This window comes from Bradyrhizobium manausense (genome assembly GCF_001440035.1).
GTDB classification, from domain to species: domain Bacteria; phylum Pseudomonadota; class Alphaproteobacteria; order Rhizobiales; family Xanthobacteraceae; genus Bradyrhizobium; species Bradyrhizobium manausense.
The window spans coordinates 310,725-327,180 of sequence record NZ_LJYG01000047.1 but is presented as its reverse complement, the minus strand read 5'-3'; the positions used below and the strand labels follow the sequence as shown (position 1 = coordinate 327,180).

The following is a 16,456-nucleotide window of genomic DNA, read 5'->3' as shown; positions in this document are numbered from 1 at the left end:
CTCCATCCGGGCTACGGGAATCAGTACAGCGGCGGGATCTGGCCGACCTTGAACGGGCCGAGCAGCACGGCGCCGTCGGCAAATTTCAGCGGGAAGCTGCGCGCCTTCTTGCCCTCGAGCGTGCTCTCGGTGCCGATCGAGTTGATACCGGCGGCGACGCCGGCATTGGCGTTCTGCTTGATGACCTTGCCGAGGCCGGGAACGGCACGGTCGAGCGCGCCGAAGAGATTGTTGAGGTCCTGCGACTTCACGCCCGGCGCGACGCGGTCGAGCGTCGCCTGGGGCACGCCCTCTTCCAGCATCTTCTCGATGCCGAGCGCCGGAATGACGCGCTCGAGCCCGGTCACCGTCATCTGCAATTCGCCGTCCAGTCGGCCATTGGCCGAGAGGCCCAGCGTGCCGGCCGCGACCGCGATCATCTCGCCCTGCTGGATGCGCGACTGCACGATCTCGATATGGCCGCCGGCGGCCTGAATCTCGCGAAAGCGCTGCGGCCAAGGCTTTGGCGTGAGATCGGAAAGGCCGGTGATCTTGGCGCGCGTGTCCGCTTCGAACGGCTCAGCGAGCAACGGATGCACGCCCTGGACGCTGCCTTGCGAGACCTGGAGCACGGTCTCGATCACAGGATGAGCCGAGGTCGATCCATCGGCGAGGCGACCATGCAGCTCGATCTGCCTGGCGCGCGCGAGCGGCACCTGCACGCTGCCGTCCAGCCTGGCGATGCTGGGATCGTCGAACACGATGGAGGCGCGCTCCGGCACCGCCGGCAGACCGATCACGCTGCTGCGGCCCTTGCTCCAGTTCACCACGAAGGTGTTTTGCGTCACGCCGTCGACCAGCGTTGCCGGCGCAGTGAATTCCGCAATGACGTGCTTGGGATCGTAGACCTGCCCGACGACCAGGATGTTGTCGAGCCTGGCCGTGAACGGCGTCTTGCTCGCATTTTGCGACACCAGGGCGACGCTGGCACCGGAGCACTGGACCTCGAAGCGGAACGGGAAACCCGCGATCGAGCGCTTGGCGCAATCATAGATGCGGCCGGCTTTGGCCTCCTGCGCGCGCCAGGCATCGACGGCGATCGCGGCCTGCGAGGCCGCGTAGAACCAGAAGCCGCTCCAGGCGGCCGCGAGGATCAGGAGGAGGACGGGGGCAATGAAGAGGCCCCAGCGGGAGCGTCGGCCTGCGGCAATGGTCATATTGGACATGCGGCGACCCTTTGGCCCCAGATTTTGTCAAATGTAAGCGAGCTTGGGCCCCGACAAAAGGCGGAGAAATGACTTCGCTTCGGAGCCGGGTTCTGGTAGCCGTGCCCGAAATGTCGGAAATCATCCTTCCCACCGTCACGTCAGCCAAGGGCGACCTCTGGGTGTTCGGCTACGGATCGCTGATGTGGCGGCCGGGCTTTGAATTCGAGGAGCGCGTCCCGGCGCGGCTGGTCGGGGAGCACCGCGCGCTCTGCGTCTATTCCTTCGTGCATCGCGGCACGCCGGAGCAGCCGGGCCTTGTGCTCGGGCTCGACCGCGGCGGCGCCTGCCGCGGCATCGCGTTCCGTGTCGCCGAAAAGAACCGCGCCGATGTGGTTGCTTACTTGCGCGCGCGCGAGCAGGTAACGTCGGTCTATCGCGAAGTGATGCGCTCGGTGTGGCTGGAGAACGATGCGCGGCAGCGCGTCAGCGCGCTCGCTTATGTCGTCGACCGCGGTCATGTGCAATATGCCGGCCGGCTCTCGCTCGCCGAGCAGCACCGCCACGTGCTCCAAGGCCACGGCCAATCCGGCGCCAACCGCGACTATGTCACCGCGACCGTGAAGGCGATCGAAGCCGAGGGCTTTCGCGACACGCAACTGCATCAGCTCGCGATGATGCTGCACGGCGAGGCGCATTCGTCGCACGCTCAGGCTCCGAGCGAGGGACGGTCGCTAAAGCGCAGACCAGGCATGCTCTGACCACGTTGCCGCCCACGAAACCCCGCCCAAGTGCGCGATCACTTTAAGGACGATGTGTGATTATGGATCATCTGATCGTATAATGGGTCTTGGCGAATGCCGGGATAACCGGTTTTAGCAGTGTTGTTGCGACGCATGATCGTGGGGGCGACAGTCCTCACTGGGAAGGACCAACCTGATGGCCCAGATAGCGAATTTTGCTGTACTCTCATCCCTGGTCTTGTTGACGTCGGGTGTGCCGGGACCGGCGCAAGCCCAGCAAAGCAGCATGAGCTTCTTCATAACCAGTGTGGGGCTCGGCAAGGGCGGGGACCTCGGTGGGATCGACGGCGCCGATCGACATTGCCAGACCCTCGCCGAGGCCGCAGGCGCGGGCGGCAAAACCTGGCACGCCTATCTTTCGACGCAGGGGCCGAATGCGATCAACGCCAAAGACCGGATCGGGAGCGGTCCCTGGTCCAATGCCAAGGGTACACAGATCGCGGCAAGCGTGGCCGACCTGCACAGTGACAATAACAAGATCAACAAAGAGACCGCCCTCGACGAGAAGGGCATGATGGTCAAGGGCCGCAGCGACACTCCCAATCAACATGACATGCTCACCGGCACACAACACGATGGCACGGCCATTCCGGGCGCAGACGCGACCTGCAGTAACTGGACCAGCAGCACTGACGGACAGGGTAGCGCGATCGTCGGACACCATGACCTGATCGGCAACACTCAGGGTCCGAATTTCTGGAACTATTCGCACAAGACGCCGGGTTGTTCCCCGGCGAACTTGCAGCGCGTCGGTGGAGCGGGTTTGTTTTACTGTTTCGCCACCAACTGAGTTCGGCCGACTGTTTCTGGGCCGGGGAATCAGAGAGCATCCAATGATCGCTCACGCGTACAGTCGGGTGATGTGCTCGATTTTGAATCTCACCGGATTCATGCCATTGCGCAAACCCCAGCAGAGTTGTCAGGGATCCCTACGAGCCTCTACATTCGGCTCGTCCAATTAGACTAGCTGCCCGAGGCCCCGTAGCTCGGCGAGCTGCCGATCAACCGCTCCTGCTCTTTCCGACCTGCTTCGACGATGCGGCTGGTCGCATCCTCGATCACGGTTTGCACGCGCGAGAGAAACTCATCCTTGGGCAGGCCCGGCGGCAGCGGATCGAGGAACTCGACGACCAGCGTGCCGGGATAGCGCATGAAGGTGCGGCGCGGCCAGAACAGGCCGGAATTGAGCGCGATCGGCAGGCACTGCACGCCGCAGGATGAATAGATCTGCGCAAAGCCGGTCTTGTAATCCGGCGGCGCCCCCGGCGCGCGGCGCGTGCCTTCCGGAAAGATGACGAGCTGGCCGCCGGCGCGCACCGCCTCGCGCGCGCGCCGCGTCATGTCGAGCAGCGCCTTCACGCCGGCTTTGCGGTCAATCGCAATCATGCCTGTCTTGACCAGAAACTGACCGAACACCGGAATCTGCATCAGCTGGCGCTTGAGGATGAAGATCGGGCGCTCAAAGAAGCCCGGCAGCACGAAGGTCTCCCAGAACGATTGGTGCTTCGCGACGATCACCAGCGGCCCTTGCGGAATCTTCTCGACGCCGCGGAATTCGACCTTGATGTTGCAGACCACGCGCATCAGGACGAGCGTCGCCTTCGCCCACCATTGCGCAACCGTCAGCATGGCGCGCGGCGGCAACGCGAAGGTCGGCAGCGCCACGATCGCAAGGCACACCAGCACGGTGTAGAACAGCACGTTGAACAGCAGCGAGCGCAGGAAAATCAGGAACATCAGGAATCCGATCAATTGGCCTGAGCGGTGGCGGGCCGCCTGGATTGCAGACCAAGAGGCTGCTCCGACATCTCGGGAGAAAGGTCAATCCCGAAATCTTCCAGCCGTACCCTCACCTCGGCCGCGATGTATTTGACATATTCGGACAACAGCAGCCGCAGCGTCGAGGCCGAGGTCCACCACGGCTCCTCGCGCCATTTGTCACCGACCACGGCGAACGGGACCAGCGTGGTCTCCGGCATCGCATGCGAGAATTCCACGAGCGCGCGGGGCATGTGGTAATTCGAGGTGACCACGATCAACGATTTGAAGCCGCGCCCCTGGGCCCAGCGCCGCGCCTCCGCCGCGTTGCCGCGGGTCGTGAGCGCGGTGCGGTCGAGATCGACGCAGCAGGTCATGAAGGACTGGTTCTCCGGCAGGGTCCGGGAGATATCGCTCGCGGTCGAGGTCGGGTGCACGCCCGAGATCAGGAGCCGCTTGCCGTAGCCGGCCGCGAGCAGCTCCATCGCGTCCGAGACCCGCGAGGAGCCGCCGGTGAGGACCACGATGCCGTCAGCCTTGCGATCGGGTGCGATCTCGGCGCCGCGCAATTGCGACAGGAAGGCGACGAAGCCCGCCGCCGCGCCGACAAAGGCGAACGCGATCGTCGACACCACGGTCGCACGGAGCCAGCCGCGCGGCAGTTTCGGCGATCGATCGTCGGTCGGCGAGGTCATGTGATGTCGGTGATCCCTTCCCCGAATGATTTTAAGACGTTTTGAGGCGAAGTGGAGTCCGGTTTGTCGGGCTCAATCCACGTCATTCAGCGTCGCGAACAGGGTCTGGCGCGAGGCGACCGCCGTGATTGCGCCGATCAGCACGGCCTGCACCGCGAGCACGACATAGCCTGACGGCCGCAGCGAGAAGGTGCCGAGCAGCGCCGCGAACTGGTCGCCGACGGGGGTGCCGGAAAACCAGCCGGCGATCGATTCGGAGAAGCCGAATAGCAGCATGGCGACGCCGCCGCCGATGACGCCGCCTTCGAGGCCGAGCCGGAGGAAATGCCGCAGGAAATGATTGGCGATGTAGCGGTCGCCTGCGCCGACGAAATGCAGCACTTCGACGATCGGCCGGTTCGCTGCCATCGCGCCGCGGGTTGCGAACGAGACCGAGATGATGGTTGCGACGATGACGAGTGCAAGAATGCCGATGCCGGCCAGCACGGTGGCGTTGGTCATCGAGCGCATCCGTTCGATCCAGGCGCGATGATCGTCGACGCTGGCGCTCGGCGCCACTTGCGTCACGCGCGCACGCAAGCTGCCGAGGTCGAGCGCCGTGCCCGGCTGCACGCGCGCGATGATCATGCGCGGCACCGGCAGATCGTCCATCGACAGGCCGGTGCCGAGCCAGGGCTCGAGCAACTTGCCGCTTTCTTCCTTGGTGAACGGCTTGACCTCGACAATACCGGGTTGCGCGCGCATCGCCTCGGTGACGGCGGCCGTGTCGCGCTCGAGGTCGCGTCCCGATTGCGGGCGGACCTGGATGGTGATTTCGCTGGCGACATCGGACTGCCATTCCGCAGCCGAAGCGCTCACCAAGAGCACCGCGCCCGTTGTCATCGAGGCGAGAAAAGTCATGATGGCGACGACGGCGACCAGCGCACGGCCATGGATCGAGGCGCGCGGCACGATCGGCGAGGTATTGCGCGCCTTGGCCGGCAGCGGCGGACGCTCCTGTCCGAGGTCGACCAACACGCCGCGCTCATCTGGCCTACTCATAGACGTGCAGCCGTCCCTGATGCAGCACGAAGCGGCGCGCTTCATACTGGTCCATCAGCGCAATATCGTGGGTGGCGATGATGACCGCGGTGCCTGACTTGTTGAGCTCGATGAAGAGCCGCAGCAGGCGCCGCCCGAGCGTCGGATCGACGCTGCCGGTCGGCTCGTCCGCAAGCAGGAGCTGCGGCCGCGAGATCACCGCGCGCGCGATCGCCGCGCGCTGCTTCTCGCCTCCCGACAGGATCGGCGGCAGCGCATCCATGCGGTCACCGAGACCGACCCAGCGCAAGAGGTCGATGACCTCCTTGCGATAGCTGGATTCGCTGCGGCCCATGACGCGGAACGGCAGCGCCACGTTCTCATAGGTCGTCATGTGGTCGAGCAGGCGGAAGTCCTGCAGCACGATGCCGATGCGCTTGCGCAAATCCGCGATCTCGTCCTTGCCGAGCGTGGAGATGTCGTGGCCGAACAGATTGACGAGGCCGCGCGTCGGCCGGTGCGACAGGAACAACAGGCGCAGCAGCGACGTCTTGCCGGCGCCGGACGGGCCGGTGAGGAACTGGAAGGAATGCGCCGGGATCTGGAAACTGAGGTCGCGCAGGATCTCCGGCCCCAGACCGTAACGCAATCCGACATTTTCGAACCGAACCAAAGCTCAGCTCCGTTCGAGGGGACGTAGCCGCATCGCCAGCGAGGCTTCGCCGCATGCGATCAAGGGGTTGTGCGACCGTTATGGTTTCCGGTTCGTTAACGGTCGCCCTGTAGCATCTCGGGCAGCATTCTTAGAAGTCCCTTCTCGGGCGAACCTTGTCCCAGGAGAATCTGGCGCCAGGTTCCCCGCGCCAAGGTCATTGTCGAGGCCGTCCATGCATATCGTCTGCCCCCATTGTATGACATCCTACGCCATCAAGCTTGCGAGCCTGGGGACCAACGGGCGGACGGTCCGCTGCTCCCGCTGCACGAAAACCTGGATCGCCCATCCCGAGGACGCCATCGAGGTGTCAGCCGTGCCGGCCATGGCCGCAGCCCGCCAGGCCGACGACCAGTCCGACCTCGCCGAGCAGTGGAACACGTACGCCAAGGACGATAACGCCGCCGAGACGCCCGTGGTCGACAGTCCCTCGATCGCCAGCGACTGGCCGACGGAGAATGCCGCCGAGGCTGAGGACGAATGGTCCGCGGCGGCTCGGGCTGTGGAAGAAGAGGTCGTCGGGGCCCAGCATCAATCCTGGTTCCGCGGCCTGTTCAGCCGTCGCGGCGCCAAAGTGAGGCGGCCGACGCCCACTGTTGCCCCGCGCAGATCCCATTACGGCCTGCCGGTCGCCTGCGCTGCCATGGGCGCGCTGGTGTTGGCCCTGGTGATCTGGCGCGGCGACATGGTCCGCCTGCTGCCGCAGACCGCGGCCTTCTACAAGCTGGTCGGGCTGGAAGTGAACCTGCGCGGGCTCGCCTTCAAGGACGTCAAGCTCTCGACCGAGACCGTGGACGGTAAGCAGGTGTTGGTCATCGAGGGCGTGATCGTCGGCCAGGGCAAGAAGCCGCTTGATATACCGCGCTTGCGTTTTGCGGTGCGCGACGCGCAGGGCGCCGAGATCTACGCCTGGAATTCGGTGCTGGAGCAGACCGTGCTGCAACCCGGCGAACGCGCCTTCTTCCGCTCGCGCCTCGCCTCGCCGCCGCCGGAAGGCCGCAATATCGACGTTCGCTTCTTCAACCGGCGCGACATCGCCGGCGGTAGCGTATGATCGGGCCTTGTAGAGTCCGCACGGGAGGGCTGGTCCCAAGGATCATCCCAAGGATCGTCTCATGCCAAAAGTGTTGATCGCCGACGACGAGGATTCGATGCGCCAGCTGGTGGCACGCGCCATCGCCATGGACGGCCACGAAACCGTCACCGCGCAGGACGGCGCCGAGGCGCTGGAGATCCTGACCCGCGAGGACGGCGCGTTCGATCTGTTGCTCACCGATATCCAGATGCCCGTCATGGACGGCATCGCGCTCGCCCTCTCCGCGGCGCGCGACTTTCCGCAATTGACCATTCTCTTGATGACGGGCTTTGCCGACCAGCGCGAGCGCGCCTCGAATTTGAATGCGCTGGTGCATGACGTCGTGACCAAGCCGTTCTCGGTCGCGGATATCCGCACGGCGGTGGCCGATGCGCTGGCGGCCAAGAAGGGGTAGTGGGTCTCACTGCTCGGATGTCGTCATTGCGAGCGCAGCGAAGCAATCCAGAATCTTTCCGCGGTGACAGTCTGGATTGCTTCGCTGCGCTCGCAATGACGGAGTAAGTGGCACAATCGTAGCCCGCATGACGCAAAGCAGAATGCGGATCAGCAGAGATCCTGGATTTCGCTTCGCTCCATCCAGGCTACAAAGGCGCCCCTCAAAAATCCTTCAGCAGCCGCTCGATATAATCGAGCTCGATCTGCGGGCGCGAGGGGTCGCCGAGGCGGCGGCGGAGTTCTTCGAGAATGCGGCGGACGCGCTGGACGTCGATCTCGCCGGGGATCCTGACGGTGTAATCATCGCCATATTCGTGGCCACGCAGCGGGCGGCCGAGCGGGTCGGTCTGGTTGCCGCCGCTTTGCTGGCGACCGGCACGGTTGCCGGGACCATCGCCCTGGCCATCGCCGTCACCCTGCTGCATCGCCTCGGCCATCTTCTGCGCACCCTTGCGCATCGCGTCCAGCGCCTTGCCCTGGGAATCTACCGCGCCGTCAGCATTGCCTTCGCCCAGCTTCGAGCCCGCATCACCCATGGCGTTGTCGGCGGAATCAAGCCCGCCATCATCATCACCCTGGTCGGCATCCTGATCGCCGTCCTGACCGGACTGCGCCTGGTCGCCTTGCTGGCCTTCCTGGCCCTTTTGTCCCTTCTGGCCTTTCTGACCCTTCTGCGAGAGGCCGCGCTTGGCCATTTCATCCTGGAGCTTCTTCAAACGATCGCGCAGCGCCTGCTGGTCCTGCTGCAGATCCGACATCGACTGGTCGCCCTGCTGCTGCTTGCCGCGCATACGATCGCGCCGGGAATCCTGGCCCTGCTTGTAGGTCTTGTCGCGCAATTGCTGCTGCTTGCGGATCATGTCGCCGAGCTCGTTGAGCGCCTGCTCCATGTCGCTCTCGCCGGACTGCCCCGGCTGCGCCATCTGGAGGTCCTCCAGCATCTGCTGAAGCTGGTCGAGCAGCTGCTTGGCCGCATCCTTGTCGCCCGAGCGTGACAGGCGCTCCATGCGGTCGATCATGTTCTGCAGGTCCTGCTGGCGCAGGATCTTGGTGTTGGGATCGAGCGGACGCGCGAGCTGCTGGGCATCCTTGTTGTTGCGGAACTGCTCGGCAAGCTGGCGCATGAAATTGTCCAGCGCCGCCCTCAGGTCCTGCGTGAGCTTCTTGATCTCCTCGTCGCTGGCGCCGCGGTCCAGCGCCTGCTTCAGCGCGTCCTGTGCTGCGCGGAGCGCCTTCTCGACATCGGAGATGTTGCCGTCCTCGATCGTCACCGCGAGCGCCCACAGGCTCGCCACCACCTCGCGCAGCGCATCATCGGTGCGCGCCGCCTCGAGCTGGCGGGTGACGCTGTAGAGGCCAAGATATTGCCCGGTCTCCTGCGTGAACAGTTCGGGCGCGATCATCAGCGCATCGAGCGCGGTGTAGACGTCGGAGTTCTTGTTGGCATCGAGCGCGAGGATGCGGCGCTGCTCGATCAACGCGCGTGCGAGCGGCTTGGTGAAGAGACGCTCGGGCAGGCGCATGTTGAACGGCTCGCTTCGCGCCTCGTTGCCGGCCTCATCCTTGGCAGTGAGCGTCAGCCTGACATCGGCACCGGCATAGGGATCTTCGCTGAGATCCTTCACCGTCTGGCCGACGCCGTTGCGGGTGCGCGCGTTCGGCAGCACCAGCGGAAACTGCGGCGGCTGGAACAGCGGCCGCGCCGCGGTCTTGGCATCGCCGTCCTTGCTCTCGGTGGGCCGCACGGCAACTTGCGCTTCGGCGCCGGTGACGCCGTAATCGTCCTCGATCTTGTAGACGAGCTGCAGCGCGCCGCGCGCCTGGCGCTCCGGATCCTTGGCGAGCGCGATCGTCGGCGGACGATCCGGCGTCGCTGCAAAGGCCCATTGCGGCTGGCCCGAGGGCGCGCGGACATGCGCGGTGCCATCGCCGGTGATGGTGAAATGCTTTTCGTTGGTGCCCTTGGGCGCAGCCTCCTTGGGCTCGGCTTCCTTGAGGCCGCCGGAGACCACGACATCCAGGCTGCCGCCGGACGAGCGCACGATCAGGGTCGAGCCGGCGGGAACGGCGAGCGGGCCGCTTGCGGGCAGCGCGGCCGCCTCCTTGTTGGCGGCCGACAGGATCACCGGCGGCTTTCCGGTGTAGAGCGGCGGGGTGACCCAGGCGTCGACGCGGATATTGGTCGGCGCCAGCACGCCGTTCCAGTCGAACGCCGCCCCTAACCGCATCGCGCGCTCGTCGCCGGCCGCGAAAAAGGTCGCGACCAGCATCACCATCACCAGCGCGCGCAGCGCCCAGGGGTCGTGGATGGCCAGGCGCGGGTGCGGCAGACCGGCGCGGATGCGCTTGAGCGAGGCCAGCGTGCGCTCGCGTTGCGCCTGCCACAGCGCGAGTGCAACCGGATCCTGCGAGGTCAGCGTGTCCGTGAGCGTGGTGGCGGGACGATGGCGAATGCCCGAACCGCGGTCGAGCCGGGCGAGCGCCTCTTCGCGGCTCGGCCAGCGAAACCGAATCAGCGGGAACAGGGCGCCGACCGCCAACCCTGCGAAAATGACGAGGCCGATGGCGCGGGCGACGAAGGGCAGCGCCAACCAGATACCGGCCCAGGACACCACCAGAAACAGGCCGACAACGGTGAGAACACGCGCCAAACCCGGCCAGGCTCGCTCCCACGCGATGGCATAGGTGGACCGCTCAAGGGCCTGCGCCAGCTTCAGCCGCGACAGAGCATCGCCATCACGGATCGGGTCTGACGGGTCGGGGGTGACGCCGTTCAATCAACTCTCCAGGTTACCCGGCGGAGTGGAGCGTACCACAACGGCGGCAGTGAGGCATCCGTTCCTGTACGGGAGACACCCCTTTTCCCGCATAACACGAGGACGTGACTGGCGAGGGGCAACCCCGTAATTTCCGCGGCGCCGCCTGAGGGAAACGAAGGAAACGCCAAAGGAAACACCATGGACAAGAAGATGCATGACAAGGGCCTGGAGGTCCGCAAAGCGGTGCTGGGCGAGGCCTATGTCAACAACGCGCTGAAAAACGTCGACGACTTCAACCGTCCGTTCCAGGAGATGCTCAACGAATATTGCTGGGGCACGGTGTGGGGCCGCGAGGAGCTGCCGCGCAAGACCCGCAGCATGCTCAACATTGCGATGATCGCGATCCTCAACCGCCAGCACGAATTCCGCGCGCATCTGAAAGGCGCGCTCACCAACGGCGTCACCCGCGACGAGATCCGCGAGATCCTGATGCAGGTCGCTATCTATGGCGGCATGCCGGCGGCCGTCGACAGCTTCCGTATCGCGCGCGAGGTATTCGCGGAGATCGATGGGAAGGCGTGAGGCAAGCTAACCGCTTTCAACTTTATTGCTCCGTCATTGCGAGCGAAGCGAAGCAATCCAGAACTGCATCTGCGGAAATGATCTGTATTGCTTCATCGCTCCGCTCCTCGCAATGACGACGGGGAAGGAAATAACACCATGGACATTGGATTCATCGGCCTCGGCAATATGGGCTTCCCGATGGCGCGGCGGTTGATCGAGGCCGGCCACAAGCTCGTCGTGTTCGACACGCGCAAGGAGGCGATCGACAAGCTTGTCGCGCGCGGCGCGACCGCTGCGACCTCGCCGAAGGATGTCGCCGACAAGGTCGAGACCGTGATGGCGAGCCTGCCGTCGCTCAAGGCCTCGCTCGAGGTTGCCACCGGCGCGAACGGCGTGATCGAGGGCAGCCGGGCCAAACGCTTCATCGATCTGTCGACGGTCGGCTCGCAGATGGCTGCGAAGATTCACGGCCTGCTGGCCAGGCGCAACATCGTGCAGATCGACTGCCCCGTCTCCGGCGGCGTCGGCGGCGCCGAGAAGGGCACGCTGGCGGTGATGGTCTCAGGGCCGAAGGCGGAGTTCGAGCTGCTCAAGCCTGTTCTCGACGTGATCGGAAAGGTGTTCTTCATCGGCGAGAAGCCCGGCGCGGCGCAGACCATGAAGCTCGCCAACAATTTCCTCTCGGCCACAGCGATCGTGGCGACGTCGGAGGCCGTGGTGATGGGCGTCAAGGCCGGGCTCGATCCCGCCGTGATGATCGACGTCATCAATGCGGGCTCGGGCATGAACACGGCGAGCCGCGACAAGTTTCCGCGCGCGGTGCTGCCACGCAGCTTCGACTTCGGCTTCGCCACCGGATTGATGGTGAAGGACGTGCGGCTGGCGCTCGAGGAGATGAAGCAGCTCGGGCTGTCGATGGAGGTCGCGGATGCGGTCGGACGTCTCTGGGAGACCGTGATATCAGCGGAAGGCGCCGAGTCCGATTTCACCGCGGCGATCAAGCCGATCGAGAAGAAGGCGGGCGTGGTGGTGGGCGGGAAGATGGGGGGACTTGCGGGGAAGTAACGCCTCACAACTGCTCCGGTAGCCCGGATGGAGCGTAGCGTAATCCGGGATTGTTGCGGCGGCGAGCCCCCCGGATTTCGCTTCGCTCCATCCGGGCTACGATCAATTGCTCACAGCCACGGCGCCGGCGTGTCCATCGCGATCAGCTGCTCGACCTCGATGCGCGGGCGGACCACCGCGTATTGATCGCCCTTGACCAGCACCTCCGGCACCAGCGGCCGGGTGTTGTAGGTGCCGGCCTGGACGGCGCCATAGGCGCCCGCGGTCATGATGGCGATGAGGTCGCCCGGCTTCGGCGTCGGCAACGTGCGGTCGAGCGCGAGATAGTCGCCGGTCTCGCAGACCGGACCGACGACGTCGGCCATGATGGTGGGCGCCCCCTTCGCCGGCTGCATCACCGGCAGGATGTCGTGATGCGCCTCATACAGCGTCGGACGGATCAGGTCATTCATCGCGGCGTCGATGATGACGAAGTTCTTGCCGTCGCCGTGCTTCACATAGATCACCTTGGCGACGAGGATGCCGGCATTGCCGACGATCATGCGGCCCGGCTCGAACATCAGCGTGCAGCCGAGATTGTGGCTGACGCGCTTGACCATGGCGGCATAGGCATCCGGCGCCGGCGGCGCCTCGCGATCCATGTAATAGGGAATGCCGAGCCCGCCGCCGAAATCGACGTGGCTGATGTTGTGGCCGTCGGCGCGCAGCGTCTGCACGAATTCGGAAAGAATGCGGAACGCCGTCTCCATCTTGGAGAGGTCGGTAATCTGGCTGCCGATATGAACGTCGGTACCTGTGACCACGATGCCGGGCAGCTTCGCAGCGCGGGCGTAAACTTCGCGCGCATGCACGATCGGAATGCCGAACTTGTTCTCGGACTTGCCGGTCGAGATTTTCGCATGCGTGCCCGCATCGACATCGGGATTGACGCGCACGGAGATGCGCGCGGTCCTGCCCATCTCGGTTGCAAGGCGCGACAGCAATTCGAGCTCGGGCTCGGATTCGACGTTGAGGCAGAGGATGTCGGCGGCGAGCGCCGCGCGCAGCTCGGTTTCCGTCTTTCCAACACCGGAGAACACGATCTTGCTGGCGGGAATGCCGGCCGCGAGCGCGCGCTTCAATTCACCGCCGGAGACGACGTCGGCGCCGGCGCCAAGCTTGGCCAGCGTGCGCAGCACCGACTGGTTGGAGTTCGCCTTCATGGCGTAGCAGACCAGCACCTTCTCGCCGGCAAAGGCATCGGCAAAGACGCGGTAGTGCCGCTCCAGCGTCGCGGTCGAATAGCAATAAAATGGCGTGCCGACCGTCGCGGCCAGCTCGGACAGGTTCACCGCCTCGGCGTGCAGCACGCCGTTGCGATAGTCGAAATGGTTCATGGCGTTGGCTCAGTTGCCCCGGCTCATTGCTTGCCGGGAGGTTCGTCCAGGAGCGGGTCGAGGACAAACGGTTTTTTTCTGCCCCTGGTCGCCGCCGGCGCGGCATCCGCGCCATAGGTCGGATTGAACACGCTCGGCGTCTTCTGGGCCTCGGTCTCGGTGTCGCCAGGCGCAGCGACATTGGCAGTGGACGCGCTGGAGGCGGTCGGCGGCAGGTCGAGCGGGCCCCTTCGGCCGCAGCCGGCGAGCGCGAGCGCCGTCAGGCTAAGGACAATGATGGCCCACCCCGAGCCGGCCGGGCGAAACTTTGACGTCACGACGAAATCCCCAATATGCGGCCGCACCATACAGAGGTTGGCCCCCGCTGGCGAGTGCCGGAAGGTCACGGAAGGCCGGCGAAATTTCGACCCTCAGCCCAATTTTCGCTCTTTTTCCAGCCGCTTGGCCCAGGCCTTGGCTTGCGAAGTCACGTTCTTCGGCGCGGTGCCGCCGTAGCTGGTGCGGCTCTTGACCGACGATTCGACCGAGAGCACGCCGAGCACGTCCCTGGTAATCCGGGGCTCGATCGCCTGCATCTCCTTCAGCGGCAGCTCATGCAGCGCCACGCCGCCCTCGGCAGCCTTGGCGACGATGCGGCCGGTGACGTGATGGGCCTCGCGGAACGGCATCTTCAGCGTCCGCACCAGCCAGTCGGCGAGATCGGTCGCCGTGGCATAGCCCTCGCCAGCGGCAGCCTTCATCTTGGCCTCGTCAGGCACGAGGTCGCGAACCATGCCGGTCATGGCGCGGATCGCCAGCGACAGCGCGGCAAAGCCTTCCATCGCGCCCTGCTTGTCCTCCTGCATGTCCTTTTGATAGGCGAGCGGCAGGCCTTTCATCACGATCAGAAGGCCGTTGAGGGCCCCGATGACGCGGCCGGTCTTGGCGCGCACCAGCTCAGCGGCATCAGGATTGCGCTTCTGCGGCATGATCGAGGAGCCGGTGGTGAACTTGTCGCTGAGGCGTATCATGCCGACCAGGGGCGAGGTCCAGATCACGATCTCCTCGGCAAAGCGCGACATGTGCACGGCGCAGATCGAGGCCGCCGACAGCGTCTCCAGCACGAAGTCGCGATCGGAGACAGCGTCGAGCGAGTTCGCCATCGGACGATCGAAGGCCAGCGCCTTCGCGGTAGCGTGCCGGTCGATCGGGAACGAGGTGCCGGCAAGCGCGGCGGCGCCAAGCGGGGATTCATTGAGCCGCTTGCGCGCATCCTGAAAACGGCCGCGATCGCGCGCAGCCATCTCGACATAGGCGAGCAGGTGATGGCCGAAAGTGACGGGCTGCGCGGTCTGCAGATGGGTGAAACCGGGCATCACGGTTCCGGCATGCTCCAGCGCGCGCGCCACCAGCGCCTGCTGGAACGCAGCAAGCGCCGCATCGGTCTCGTCGACGACGTCGCGGACATAGAGGCGGAAGTCGGTCGCGATCTGGTCGTTGCGCGAGCGCGCGGTGTGCAGGCGGCCGGCCGCGGGGCCAATCAGCTCCGACAGGCGGCTCTCGACATTCATATGGATGTCCTCGAGCGCGCGCTTGAACTCGAAGCCGCCCTTGCCGATCTCTGACAAAATCGTGTCTAGACCCTTGCCGATATTTTTCGCATCAGAGGCCGTGATAATGCCGTTCGCGGCCAACATCGCGGCGTGGGCCTTGGACGCGGCAATGTCCTGGGCGAAGAGGTGACGATCGACGTCGATGGAGACGTTGATCTCTTCCATGATCTCATCGGGACGCTCCGAGAACCGGCCGCCCCACATCTTGTTGCTCATGATTCCCTGCTCACGCCTTGCTTTGCCGCATGTTTGCTGACTGATGCCAGCCGTATTAAGAGGCCCCTGATAGCCATATCTGCGACCGGATGACAAACGATATGCTCGACCAGAAGCCCTCCGCCACGCGGCGGATCCCCATCGTCATCGCCACCGTTGTGATCGGTGGGCTGGCCGGCTTCGCCGCGCTGTATGGGCTCGGCCTGAACCGGGCTCCGTCAGGCGATCCGGCCTGCAAGCCGGCGGTGGCCAGGGCCCAGAAGCTCGCGCCGCTTGCTCATGGCGAGGTTGCCGCGCTGACCATGGCGAGTGCCCCCCTGAAGCTGCCGGACCTCACTTTTGAGGACGCCGACGGCAAGCCGAGGAAGCTGTCGGATTTCCGCGGCAAGACCGTGCTGGTCAACCTCTGGGCCACCTGGTGCGTGCCCTGCCGGAAAGAGATGCCGGCGCTGGACCAGCTCCAGGCCAAGCTGTCGGGCCCTGACTTCGAGGTGGTGGCGATCAATATCGACACCCGCGACCCCGAGAAGCCGAAGAATTTCCTGAAGGATGCCGACCTGACCCGGCTCGGCTATTTCACTGACCAGAAAGCCAAGGTTTTCCAGGACCTTAAGGCAATAGGCCGGGCCCTGGGCATGCCGACCTCGGTGCTGGTCGACCCACAAGGCTGCGAGATCGCGACGATCGCGGGGCCGGCCGAATGGGCGAGCGACGATGCGCTCAAGCTGATCCGGGCCGCGTTAGGTCCGGCTGCCGCATCGCTCTAGGGAAGTTCAGGCTGTGACGTTGAGGTTGCCGCCGACGCCGGGGCCGACATTGGCAAGGGATGGCTGACCTGCGCCCAGCAGCGTCAGGACGGTGGATTTCTCCATGTCCATGTTCTGCTTCGTCAGCGTCGCCGCGATGTTCGACTGCAGCGCGCCCTGCTGAGAGGCCAGCATCGTGCTGACCATCGCCATCATGTCCATTACGCAGATCCTCGTACCGGCGAGAGCCTAGGCCGAGTGGGTTAATGGGACATGAATTGTCACTCGGTCGAGCTAGGGCCGAGGTGCCGTAGGGTGGGCAAAGGCGCACTTGCGCCGTGCCCACCATCTCAGCATTGCAGCAAAAAAATGCGTGGGCACGCTTCGCTTTGCCCGCCCTACGGCAGTGCCGCCTTATCTTGTCGGAACCGGCTT

General features: G+C 65.0%; 17 protein-coding genes. 7 read left to right on the top strand and 10 right to left on the bottom strand.

Annotation, left to right across the window (positions count from 1 at the left end; all coding sequences use genetic code 11):
• Positions 1-20: 20 nt before the first annotated feature.
• Positions 21-1,205, bottom strand: a complete 1,185-nt coding sequence (locus tag AOQ71_RS12730) for a DUF2125 domain-containing protein (RefSeq protein ID WP_057746715.1) — start codon at positions 1,203-1,205, stop codon at positions 21-23.
• A 110-nt stretch (positions 1,206-1,315) separates the two neighbouring features.
• On the opposite strand from AOQ71_RS12730, the gene AOQ71_RS12725 reads away from it, so the two are divergent.
• Both AOQ71_RS12725 and AOQ71_RS12720 read left to right on the top strand, forming a co-directional pair.
• Complete coding sequence (locus AOQ71_RS12725; RefSeq protein WP_057746712.1) at positions 1,316-1,945, top strand: gamma-glutamylcyclotransferase; 630 nt, start codon at positions 1,316-1,318, stop codon at positions 1,943-1,945.
• A gap of 178 nt (positions 1,946-2,123) precedes the next feature.
• The gene (locus AOQ71_RS12720) at positions 2,124-2,777 is read left to right on the top strand and encodes a hypothetical protein (RefSeq protein ID WP_057746709.1); all 654 of its coding nucleotides are present in this window, start codon (positions 2,124-2,126) and stop codon (positions 2,775-2,777) included.
• 173 nt (positions 2,778-2,950) lie between these two features.
• Here AOQ71_RS12720 and AOQ71_RS12715 read toward each other — a convergent pair whose 3' ends face one another.
• The 4 genes from AOQ71_RS12715 to ftsE form a co-directional block, all read right to left on the bottom strand.
• Positions 2,951-3,724: a lysophospholipid acyltransferase family protein gene (locus AOQ71_RS12715; RefSeq protein ID WP_057746905.1), complete on the bottom strand. Its 774-nt coding sequence runs from the start codon at positions 3,722-3,724 to the stop codon at positions 2,951-2,953.
• Positions 3,725-3,735: 11 nt separating this feature from the next.
• On the bottom strand, positions 3,736-4,440 hold the full coding sequence (locus AOQ71_RS12710; RefSeq protein WP_057746705.1) for a YdcF family protein: 705 nt from the start codon (positions 4,438-4,440) through the stop codon (positions 3,736-3,738).
• Positions 4,441-4,512: 72 nt separating this feature from the next.
• Positions 4,513-5,481 (bottom strand): cell division protein FtsX, encoded by a 969-nt coding sequence (locus AOQ71_RS12705; protein ID WP_057746702.1) that lies wholly within the window; start codon positions 5,479-5,481, stop codon positions 4,513-4,515.
• On the bottom strand, positions 5,474-6,133 hold the full coding sequence (gene ftsE / locus AOQ71_RS12700; protein WP_057746699.1) for a cell division ATP-binding protein FtsE: 660 nt from the start codon (positions 6,131-6,133) through the stop codon (positions 5,474-5,476). The genes AOQ71_RS12705 and ftsE overlap by 8 nt, the downstream gene beginning before the upstream one ends.
• A gap of 214 nt (positions 6,134-6,347) precedes the next feature.
• On the opposite strand from ftsE, the gene AOQ71_RS12695 reads away from it, so the two are divergent.
• Together AOQ71_RS12695 and AOQ71_RS12690 are read left to right on the top strand one after the other, a co-directional pair.
• A complete protein-coding gene (locus AOQ71_RS12695; protein ID WP_057746695.1) occupies positions 6,348-7,226 on the top strand; it encodes an MJ0042-type zinc finger domain-containing protein in 879 nt (292 codons plus the stop codon).
• A gap of 61 nt (positions 7,227-7,287) precedes the next feature.
• A complete protein-coding gene (locus tag AOQ71_RS12690) occupies positions 7,288-7,662 on the top strand; it encodes a response regulator (protein ID WP_027530607.1) in 375 nt (124 codons plus the stop codon).
• Positions 7,663-7,864: 202 nt separating this feature from the next.
• Here the strand turns inward: AOQ71_RS12690 and AOQ71_RS12685 are convergent, their stop codons facing one another.
• Positions 7,865-10,480, bottom strand: a complete 2,616-nt coding sequence (locus AOQ71_RS12685) for a TIGR02302 family protein (protein ID WP_057746691.1) — start codon at positions 10,478-10,480, stop codon at positions 7,865-7,867.
• Positions 10,481-10,660: 180 nt separating this feature from the next.
• Here AOQ71_RS12685 and AOQ71_RS12680 point away from each other — a divergent pair, with 180 nt between their 5' ends.
• Positions 10,661-11,044, top strand: coding sequence for a carboxymuconolactone decarboxylase family protein (locus AOQ71_RS12680; RefSeq protein WP_008567285.1), 384 nt, complete (start codon positions 10,661-10,663; stop codon positions 11,042-11,044).
• A gap of 138 nt (positions 11,045-11,182) precedes the next feature.
• The gene (locus AOQ71_RS12675; protein WP_057746688.1) at positions 11,183-12,091 is read left to right on the top strand and encodes an NAD(P)-dependent oxidoreductase; all 909 of its coding nucleotides are present in this window, start codon (positions 11,183-11,185) and stop codon (positions 12,089-12,091) included.
• A 110-nt stretch (positions 12,092-12,201) separates the two neighbouring features.
• On the opposite strand, the gene lysA is transcribed toward AOQ71_RS12675, so the two are convergent.
• From lysA to argH, 3 genes are all read right to left on the bottom strand, one after another.
• Positions 12,202-13,467 (bottom strand): diaminopimelate decarboxylase, encoded by a 1,266-nt coding sequence (lysA, locus tag AOQ71_RS12670; RefSeq protein WP_057746685.1) that lies wholly within the window; start codon positions 13,465-13,467, stop codon positions 12,202-12,204.
• A 23-nt stretch (positions 13,468-13,490) separates the two neighbouring features.
• Positions 13,491-13,784 carry an LPS translocon maturation chaperone LptM gene (lptM, locus tag AOQ71_RS12665; RefSeq protein ID WP_057746903.1) on the bottom strand — a complete coding sequence of 98 codons (294 nt, stop codon included), beginning with the start codon at positions 13,782-13,784 and terminating at the stop codon, positions 13,491-13,493.
• A gap of 93 nt (positions 13,785-13,877) precedes the next feature.
• Positions 13,878-15,275 (bottom strand): argininosuccinate lyase, encoded by a 1,398-nt coding sequence (gene argH / locus AOQ71_RS12660; protein ID WP_057746682.1) that lies wholly within the window; start codon positions 15,273-15,275, stop codon positions 13,878-13,880.
• A gap of 101 nt (positions 15,276-15,376) precedes the next feature.
• Between argH and tlpA the strand changes: the two genes are divergently transcribed.
• Positions 15,377-16,042, top strand: a complete 666-nt coding sequence (tlpA, locus tag AOQ71_RS12655; protein ID WP_057746902.1) for a thiol:disulfide interchange protein TlpA — start codon at positions 15,377-15,379, stop codon at positions 16,040-16,042.
• Positions 16,043-16,048: 6 nt separating this feature from the next.
• On the opposite strand, the gene AOQ71_RS12650 is transcribed toward tlpA, so the two are convergent.
• Positions 16,049-16,243: a putative motility protein gene (locus tag AOQ71_RS12650; RefSeq protein WP_057746679.1), complete on the bottom strand. Its 195-nt coding sequence runs from the start codon at positions 16,241-16,243 to the stop codon at positions 16,049-16,051.
• Positions 16,244-16,456: the final 213 nt, after the last annotated feature.